The 3,183-nt window shown below is 59.8% G+C and carries 3 protein-coding genes; 2 read left to right on the plus strand and 1 reads right to left on the minus strand.

The window, feature by feature from the left end; all coding sequences use genetic code 11:
- Positions 1-94 precede the first annotated feature (94 nt).
- Entirely contained in the window at positions 95-1,525 is a 1,431-nt protein-coding gene (locus HMPREF2541_RS06235; protein WP_064087110.1) for a sodium:proton antiporter, read from the minus strand.
- A 466-nt stretch (positions 1,526-1,991) separates the two neighbouring features.
- Here HMPREF2541_RS06235 and HMPREF2541_RS06240 point away from each other — a divergent pair, with 466 nt between their 5' ends.
- Positions 1,992-2,219, plus strand: coding sequence for an exodeoxyribonuclease VII small subunit (locus tag HMPREF2541_RS06240; protein ID WP_003823446.1), 228 nt, complete (start codon positions 1,992-1,994; stop codon positions 2,217-2,219).
- Entirely contained in the window at positions 2,212-3,099 is an 888-nt protein-coding gene (locus tag HMPREF2541_RS06245; RefSeq protein ID WP_070542375.1) for a polyprenyl synthetase family protein, read from the plus strand. Before HMPREF2541_RS06240 ends, HMPREF2541_RS06245 begins: the two co-directional genes overlap by 8 nt.
- Positions 3,100-3,183: the final 84 nt, after the last annotated feature.

Consider the following 3,183-nt stretch of genomic DNA (forward strand, 5'->3'; position numbering starts at 1 on the left):
GTGGTATTTAGGGCTAATCTACGTCAGCCCCAAATTTAAAGGCTACCTGAAAACCAAACCAAGGTTTTCAGGTAGCCTTTATCTTACTGCGCCCTTACAGAATCTGCCACACGAAGAAAATCAGGGTGTGCAGGATAAACAGCGGCACGAGGATGCCGAACGACCAGGCCATGTAGCCGAAGAAGCCGGGCATGGGCACTTTGCGTTGTTCGGCGATGGCTTTCACCATGAAGTTGGGGGCGTTGCCGATGTAGCTGAGTGCGCCCATGAACACGGAGCCCATGGATACGGCCAGCAGGGTGTGGAACAGGTGGCCGTTCATCAGGGTGTGTGCGTCGCCGCCGGCCATGTTGAAGAACACGAGGTAGGTGGGGGCGTTATCCAAAAAGGCGGAGAGCATACCGGTCATCCAGAAATACATGGTGTTGATCGGGTTGCCGGAAGCGTCGTGCACGAGGGAAATCAGCGGGGCAAACGCACCGTGTTCGCCGGCTTGCAGCATGGCCAATACGGGGGCGATGGTGATGAAGATGCCGAGGAAGAGTTTGCCCACTTCGGCAATCGGGCCCCAGTTAAATTCGTTTCCGGCGCGCACCTGTTTGGGGGTGATGACGAGGGAAGTAACGGCCAGCACCACCAAAATCAGGTCGCGAGCGAGGTTTGGCAGGGCGTAGTGTGTGCCGAGGATTTCAAAGCCGGGGTGTGCGGGCTGCCAAATGCCGGACATCATCACGGCTGTTACCACGCCGCCCAGGAGCAGGAAGTTCCATTTGCCCATGAGCTTGATTTTTTCGGGCGGGCTGTCTGGGCTCGGGTCTTTGGCAAGAATTTCATCGGCTTGGGCGAAGTATTTGCTGTCGAGGATGTAGAACACGGTGAGCAGCACGGCGGCGCTAATCAGCACGGGCGGCAGCATATGTTGCACCGTCCACAGGAAATCCACGCCTTTGAGGAAGCCGAGGAAGAGGGGCGGGTCGCCCAGCGGGGTGAGGCCGCCGCCGATATTGGCCACGAGGAAGATGAAGAAAATCACCACGTGCACGCGGTGCTTGCGGTTGTCGTTGGCTTTGAGGATGGGGCGGATCATCAGCATGGCGGCGCCGGTGGTGCCCATTACGGAGGCCAGGAGCGTACCGATGGCGAGCAGCGCGGTGTTCATGCGCGGGCTGCCGTGCAGATTGCCCCACACGAGGATGCCGCCGGAGATGGTGTAGAGCGCCCACAGCAGCAAAATAAAGGGGATGTATTCGGCCACCAAGGCGTGCACCAGCACATGCAGGCTGGTGGAGAAGCCATACACAAGGGTGAAGGGGATGAGGAAGGCCAGTGTCCAGCCGGCGGTGATTTTGCCGAAGTGGTGGTGCCAAATATGGGCGAAAAACAGCGGGCCGGTGGCGATGGAGAGCAGAATCAGCACGAAGGGAATGCCCCAGGGCAGGCTCAGCTCGGCTCCGTTGAGCTCGCCGGCCAGCGCGGGAAGCGGCAGGGCGAGCAGCGGCAGTAAGAGGGCGGTTCGGATACGCATCGGGTTTCCTTATTGGCAGGTGGTCACAAATAAAATATTTCAGCCGGACGGGTTATTCCGGCTGCTTTGCCGTGCCGATTGTAAATGAAAGCGGGCAGTGTGTCAGTATGTGTTATCCGATGACGCGGCAGGCTACCTGAAAACGGCGGGGAGTTCGGCTGCGCCGGCACAGTGCGGCACATTTGCGGCGAATACTTTGTTGGCCGCTTTTCGGGTTTGCAGAAGGCAGGGGCTACCTGAAAAATATTGCTTGGGCGGGGCAAATATAGTGAATTAACAAAAACCAGTACAGCGTTGGCTCGCCTTGCCGTACTATCTGTACTGTCTGCGGCTCGCCTCCTTGTCCTGATTTAAATTTAATTCACTATAGATTTTCAGGTAGCCTGCCGCACAACGGGGCTACCTGAAACCCTCCCGCCCGCTGTGCTACAATCCCGCCCTTGAATCGAACTGCCGCAAACCCGCCATGACCAAGAAAAAACCGAAAACCTTTGAAGAAGCCGTGAGCCGGCTGGAAGCCATCAACCAAGCCATGCAGGCCAGCGATATGCCGCTGGAAGACGCGCTGGCCGCCTATCAGGAAGGCAGCGAACTGGTGCGTTTCTGCCAAGCACGGCTGGCCGAAGTGGAGCAGAAGCTGCAAGTGCTGGATTCCGGCGTGGAACGCGAGCTGGTATTGGAACAAGATGAATAAACCCGATAATTGGCAACAACGCGCCCGCGCCCAAGCCGAACTCGTGCTGGAGCGCGTGCTGCCCGCAGAAAACAGCCTGCCGCAGCGGCTGCACCAAGCCATGCGCTATGCCGTGCTCGGCGGCGGCAAACGGCTGCGCCCGCTGCTGGTGCTGGCTGCTGCCGAATTGGGGCAATCCGAAGCCGCCGCTGCCGAAGCCGCCCTGGCTGCCGTGGAGCTGGTGCACGTTTATTCCCTGGTGCACGACGACATGCCCGCCATGGATAACGACAGCCTGCGCCGCGGCAAACCCACCTGCCACGTTCAATACGATGAAGCCACCGCCCTTCTGGTGGGCGATGCGCTGCAAACCCTCGCCTTCGACGTGCTCAGCCGCCCCAACGGCCTGCCCGCGCAACGGCAGCTGCAAATGGTGCACACCCTCGCCCGCGCTTCCGGCAGCCTCGGCATGGCCGGCGGGCAGGCCATCGATTTGCAATCCGTGGGGCAGCGCATCGGCCAGGCCGAGCTGGAAACCATGCACCGCCTGAAAACCGGCGCCCTCATCCGCGCCGCCGTGGCCTTGGGCGCGCTAAGCTGCCCCGATTTGGAGGATGCCGCCCTGGCGCGGCTCGACGACTACGCCGCCAAACTCGGCCTTGCCTTCCAAGTAATCGATGACGTGCTCGATTGCGAAGCCGACACCGCCACCTTGGGCAAAACCGCCGGTAAAGACCAAGAAGCCGACAAGCCCACCTATGTCAAACTCATGGGGCTGAACGCCGCCCGCGACTATGCCGAACGGCTCGTGGCCGAAGCGCAGCAAGCCTTGTCTGGCTTCGACACTCGCGCCGACCGATTGCGCCAACTGGCCGCCTTCGTTACCGAGAGGCGAAACTAAGGGGTTACCGGCCGAAAAAGAGAAAGGCTACCTGAAAACCTGCTAAAAGGATTTGGGGCTGTCCTAGATAACCAGGAATATTCA

The organism is Eikenella sp. HMSC061C02, from assembly GCF_001809035.1.
Lineage (GTDB): Bacteria > Pseudomonadota > Gammaproteobacteria > Burkholderiales > Neisseriaceae > Eikenella > Eikenella corrodens.

Bases quoted from the DNA above. Each gene is read 5' to 3' on its own strand.
- HMPREF2541_RS06235 (WP_064087110.1), bottom strand. From the start codon at position 1,525: ATGCGTATCCGAACCGCCCTCTTACTGCCGCTGCTCGCCCTGCCGCTT.
- HMPREF2541_RS06240 (WP_003823446.1), top strand. From the start codon at position 1,992: ATGACCAAGAAAAAACCGAAAACCTTTGAAGAAGCCGTGAGCCGGCTG.
- HMPREF2541_RS06245 (WP_070542375.1), top strand. From the start codon at position 2,212: ATGAATAAACCCGATAATTGGCAACAACGCGCCCGCGCCCAAGCCGAA.